Origin of the sequence: Microcoleus sp. AR_TQ3_B6, from assembly GCF_036702785.1 — a bacterium.
Classification (GTDB): Bacteria; Cyanobacteriota; Cyanobacteriia; order Cyanobacteriales; family Microcoleaceae; genus Microcoleus.
Genome location: NZ_JAUBVJ010000192.1, coordinates 1 through 3,665 on the forward strand (window position 1 = coordinate 1; position 3,665 = coordinate 3,665).

Below are 3,665 nucleotides of genomic sequence, written 5' to 3' on the forward strand. Positions count from 1 at the left end.
GAATACAAAGCGCAGCAAAGTAACGAGAGAGGATTTAGATTTATCAAAGATCCATTTTTTTTTACATCAAGCGTATTTGTGAAAAATCCCGAGCGAGTCGAAGCAATAGGAATGATAATGGGACTGTGCTTGTTAGTTTATACCCTAGCGCAAAGCAAATTGAGACAACACTTAGAAGCCACCAATGAGGGAGTCAGAAATCAGGTAAAGAAACTCACCAATAAACCGACAATGCGGTGGATATTTCAGATGTTTCAAGCGGTACATTTAGTGACGGTCAACGGAGATAAGCAAGTCAGTCATTTAACCCAAGACCGTCAAGATGTATTAAAGCATTTAGGACAGTATAGCAATCCTAATTGATTTGTGAACACCAATGTGATAAAATATAAAAAGCATAATAAACAAAGAATTGCCAAAATGGATAGCCAGGTACTCGATCGCAAAAAGCAAGAGTTAGAGTTAGATGATTTTATTGAATCAACTTCAGATGCGCGAGAAATTAAACGAGCATTGGTAGTTAAATGGAGTTTGTCAGGGCTATCTTATCGTCAAATTATCAAACAGTTAAACGTTTCGTTGGGATTTATTAGTAAATGGAATAATAAATTTTTACTTGGGGGAGTGAAAGAGCTGAGAATGGGGTACAAAGGGAAGCAGGGCTATTTAAGTAAATCAGAAAAAGCCGAAATACTTCTCTGGTTAAGTCAGAGAGAAATGTGGGATGTAGCAGAATTAGCTATCTATATAGAATCAAAATATGAAGTAATTTATGAGTCCCTACAAAGTTACTATTCTTTATTTGAATCAGCTCGAGTGACTTGGAAAAAGTCTCAAAAGAAGAATCCCAAAGGAGACCCCAAATTGGTAGAAGATAAAAAAAAAGAAATTAACGAGTATTTAGAAACATGGCAGTCAGACATAAAACAAGGTAAGTTATGTGTGTTCATGTTAGATGAATGTCATTTATTGTGGGGAGATTTATGTGGGTATGTTTGGGGAAAAAGCGCTGGGAGAGTAGAAGTAGAAATGACAAATCAAAAACAGAGACAAACCTATTATGGAGCCTTAGATTATGGAAATAAAGAATTTTTAGTACAACCCTATGAAAAAGGAGATTCAGCAAATACAATTAGCTTTTTAAAATATTTGAGAAAACAACGCCCCAACTCAAGACTGACAATTATTTGGGATGGAGCCGCCTATCATAAGTCACAAGAATTAAGAGAATATTTAGAATTAGTAAATGACGGAAAATCTCCCGAAGAATGGCAAATAAATTGTATCTTGTTTGCCCCGAATGCCCCCGAACAAAATCCAGTAGAAGATATTTGGTTACAAGGAAAGAATCTTTTGAGAAAATTTGCCTATCGCTGTAAATCTTTTACCATAGTAAAGAGGTTATTTATGTTTTTTTTGAATCGTCAAATATTTGGATTTCCCAAACTTTATATGTATGGTTAGTGTTCACAAATCAATTAGGATCGCTATATTGCAGTCGGTACTATTTAATGTTTGCAGGTGGATGACGCTCTCCATTAAGCTGTAAATCTTGGTGAACAATCTACATTTATTAGTCAAGATGATTAGCTCTTGGCGGGATTTATCTTGGATAAAAATCTAAGTTATTTCGCGAAAAAAGTGCCATAAATCTATTAAAAAAAGTCAACTATTTCAGTTTAGTTAATTTCGGGAGATTTGACAGGTATCCGTGACGTTAAAACCGCATAAGTTAAACGGAAAAACTTTTTGACTCCAACTTTTCACAACTGATAAAAAAATTCCACACACATCTGCGGAATCTGGGTTGAAAATTCAATTCGTGTTTTCCCAGTGCCTTTGCGTCCCGAGGACTCGGAACCTATTGTTGATTTGCAAATGCTTTTTAATCAAGTATACGATATTGCCGGTTATGACATGGAGATTGATTACTCTCGGGAGCCAATACCGCCATTGTCTGAAACAGATACAATTTGGGCAGATGCTTTGTTGCGCGATCGAGCATTGCGAGATTAATTTGGCGTGCAGCCAAAATCTGGTTAAATACCCTATTTATTTCTTAGTCGGCCGAGGCAGAGTTCGTTTGACTTGCAAAGCGATTTCCCTCGCAGAATGACTTAATTCTCAAATTGCTTGAGGGCTAAACATCTTGACTTTGCATCAACCGCTGCTTCAAACGCGTCGGATCTCCCCGATCGACCACCTCGCCCTTTTCCAGCAAAAAAGCCCCATCACAATAATTCAACTCATCCAAACGGTGAGTCACCCACAAAGCCGTAATCCCGCGATTTTTCACCAACCGCTGCACCGCCGCCACCAAATCCAACTGAGAATCAGGATCTAACAAAGCCGTCGGTTCATCCAACAGCAGAATTTCGCAGTGACGGGCGATCGCCCCAGCAAGAGCAATTCGCTGCTTCTGGCCCCCACTCAAAGCATAAATCGGCCGTCGCTGCAAATCCAGCAAATTCACAGCCTCCAAAGCCTCCGCCACCCTCGCCCGCACCTGAACATTAGAAAGCTTTTCCTCCACCAAACCAAAAGCCACATCCGCACCCACCGTGGGCATGACCAATTGGTGATCTGGATTTTGGAACACAAAACCCACCCGCCCACTCAGGTCAATTTCCCCCGACTGGGGGTGCAGCAGCCCAGCCATCAGCCTCAACAGCGTAGACTTGCCGCTGCCGTTAGTGCCCAAAAGCATCCAAAACTCGCCCTTAGGTACATCCAGAGAGCAACCTTGCAACACTCGATCGCCCGACGGCCAGCAAAAATCCAAATCCCGGACAGCAACCGCTGACTGGCTCATCTCGGCACCAACACCCCCAGCCCTCATTCTGCAGCAGCCGACATCGAGACAAAACCCGGGGATCTGCCTGTAGATGACGCCCCCGATTTCTGAGAAACCACCACCCCAGAAATCTCGCTGCTGAGCACAGCCACCTTTTTCTCAGGATTTTTCTCGCAAGTGAGTTCCAAAATTTGCGGTTGGGAGTTGCGAACCGCCTCTAAAACCTGTTGATAAACAGCCTCAGCGTCCTCCGCCAACTTCCGCTGCACCGACAGCGAGACGGGCGTGTTCTTCACAATGATGTCAATGCTGAACATATAGTCTTAAAAACCTAAGTTTGGAGCTCTATCCTCAGTATATATATAGGACTTACCCAAAGACACCCAGTTTCTTAGAAAAATAAGACGTTGAGGCCGATATATCTACCAAGCCATCGGGCTTCTAACGCCAAGCGCAGAGACTCCTATATAGTAGAAGTTCCCAAATGCAGGGCAAGAACTTCCGGGAATTCCAGGGCTTAGGGGGCTTCGGGGAGTTCAGGGACTTCGGAAAAGTCAAGATCCGGAAGTTTTTTAAGAAATACTTGCCATTGTAAAGAATTACCTCTATAATCTTGAATACGGTAAAGAAAAGTAAAGTCTTTTCATAATCCAACACGTTTTCTGCTAAGCAGAGGCAACGGTTGGAGACTACTGACTAGAGACAAATCCGTTGTAATTATATCCATTTGGAGATTTGCGTAAATGACAATCGCAGTCGGACGCGCCCAGAACGAAAGAGGCATCTTTGATGTCCTCGACGACTGGCTCAAACGCGATCGGTTCGTCTTCGTAGGCTGGTCTGGCATCCTGCTATTCCCCTGCGCCTACCT

The 3,665-nt window shown here is 42.3% G+C and carries 4 protein-coding genes and 2 pseudogenes; 4 read left to right on the forward strand and 2 right to left on the reverse strand.

Going from position 1 to position 3,665, the window contains the following annotated elements:
* From QUB56_RS36405 to QUB56_RS36415, 3 genes and pseudogenes are all read left to right on the forward strand, one after another.
* Nucleotides 1–363 (forward strand): annotated as a pseudogene (locus QUB56_RS36405) (IS1634 family transposase); the annotation flags it as partial.
* Between the two features lie 57 nt (nt 364–420).
* The gene (locus QUB56_RS36410) at nt 421–1,464 is read left to right on the forward strand and encodes an IS630 family transposase (RefSeq protein WP_332961223.1); all 1,044 of its coding nucleotides are present in this window, start codon (nt 421–423) and stop codon (nt 1,462–1,464) included.
* Nucleotides 1,465–1,800: 336 nt separating this feature from the next.
* Entirely contained in the window at nt 1,801–2,016 is a 216-nt protein-coding gene (locus QUB56_RS36415) for a DUF4058 family protein (RefSeq protein ID WP_332961224.1), read from the forward strand.
* A gap of 124 nt (nt 2,017–2,140) precedes the next feature.
* On the opposite strand, the gene QUB56_RS36420 is transcribed toward QUB56_RS36415, so the two are convergent.
* A complete protein-coding gene (locus QUB56_RS36420) occupies nt 2,141–2,812 on the reverse strand; it encodes an ABC transporter ATP-binding protein (protein WP_332961221.1) in 672 nt (223 codons plus the stop codon).
* 23 nt (nt 2,813–2,835) lie between these two features.
* Complete coding sequence (locus QUB56_RS36425; protein ID WP_332961222.1) at nt 2,836–3,111, reverse strand: hypothetical protein; 276 nt, start codon at nt 3,109–3,111, stop codon at nt 2,836–2,838.
* A gap of 426 nt (nt 3,112–3,537) precedes the next feature.
* On the opposite strand from QUB56_RS36425, the pseudogene QUB56_RS36430 reads away from it, so the two are divergent.
* A pseudogene (locus QUB56_RS36430) lies at nt 3,538–3,665 on the forward strand (photosystem II D2 protein (photosystem q(a) protein)); the annotation flags it as partial.

Coding starts and splice junctions, on each gene's coding strand:
- QUB56_RS36410 (WP_332961223.1), top strand. CDS start 421: ATGGATAGCCAGGTACTCGATCGCAAAAAGCAAGAGTTAGAGTTAGAT.
- QUB56_RS36420 (WP_332961221.1), bottom strand. CDS start 2,812: ATGAGCCAGTCAGCGGTTGCTGTCCGGGATTTGGATTTTTGCTGGCCG.
- QUB56_RS36425 (WP_332961222.1), bottom strand. CDS start 3,111: ATGTTCAGCATTGACATCATTGTGAAGAACACGCCCGTCTCGCTGTCG.